The organism is Pseudomonas sp. CM27, assembly GCF_013179515.1.
GTDB lineage: Bacteria > Pseudomonadota > Gammaproteobacteria > Pseudomonadales > Pseudomonadaceae > Aquipseudomonas.
This window is the reverse complement of the sequence record NZ_JABMCN010000505.1, coordinates 1-575: the sequence shown is the minus strand read 5'-3', so window position 1 is coordinate 575 and position 575 is coordinate 1. Positions and strand designations below refer to the sequence as shown.

General features: G+C 57.2%; 1 protein-coding gene and 1 pseudogene. One reads left to right on the top strand and one right to left on the bottom strand.

The genetic code is table 11. The features are described 5' to 3' along the window. A pseudogene (locus tag HP547_RS29260) lies at positions 1 to 92 on the bottom strand (AraC family transcriptional regulator); the annotation flags it as partial. 172 nt (positions 93 to 264) lie between these two features. Between HP547_RS29260 and HP547_RS29255 the strand changes: the two are divergent. Continuing rightward, positions 265 to 575 (top strand): FAD-dependent monooxygenase (locus tag HP547_RS29255; RefSeq protein WP_172288999.1); only part of this gene is annotated, 311 nt, incomplete at its 3' end.

Below are 575 nucleotides of genomic sequence, written 5' to 3'. Positions count from 1 at the left end.
ATCGACTCGCAGTGCAGCAGGTCGGTGCCCGGCCAGGCCTGGTTTTCGCCGTACAACTTGAACAAGGGAACGCCGGGTAGGGTGGATTTCATGCGGGTTGGCCTGTCCGTTAATCGAACGAATTTTTTAAAAGTGCAGATTTTGCATGGAATAACACACTTCTATGGCAGTTTTTGCCAGTAAAAATGCAAGGGTAAACCCTAACAGCAGATGCCGACCCACTGCCAGTGCGGGGCCGGCATTGTCCGAACAGAGATAACAACAATGAAAACTCAGGTTGCAATTATTGGTGCAGGTCCGTCCGGCCTGCTGCTTGGCCAACTGCTGCACAAGGCCGGCATCGACAATGTGATTGTCGAGCGCCAGACGCCAGAGTACGTGCTCGGTCGCATTCGCGCCGGGGTACTGGAGCAAGGCACCGTCGATCTGCTGCGCGAAGCTGGCGTATCGCAGCGCATGGACAGTGAAGGCCTGGTACATGAGGGCGTCGAGTTGCTGGTTGGCGGCCGCCGTCAGCGCCTGGACCTCAAGGCCCTGACCGGGGGCAAGACGGTAATGGTATACGGCCAGACCGA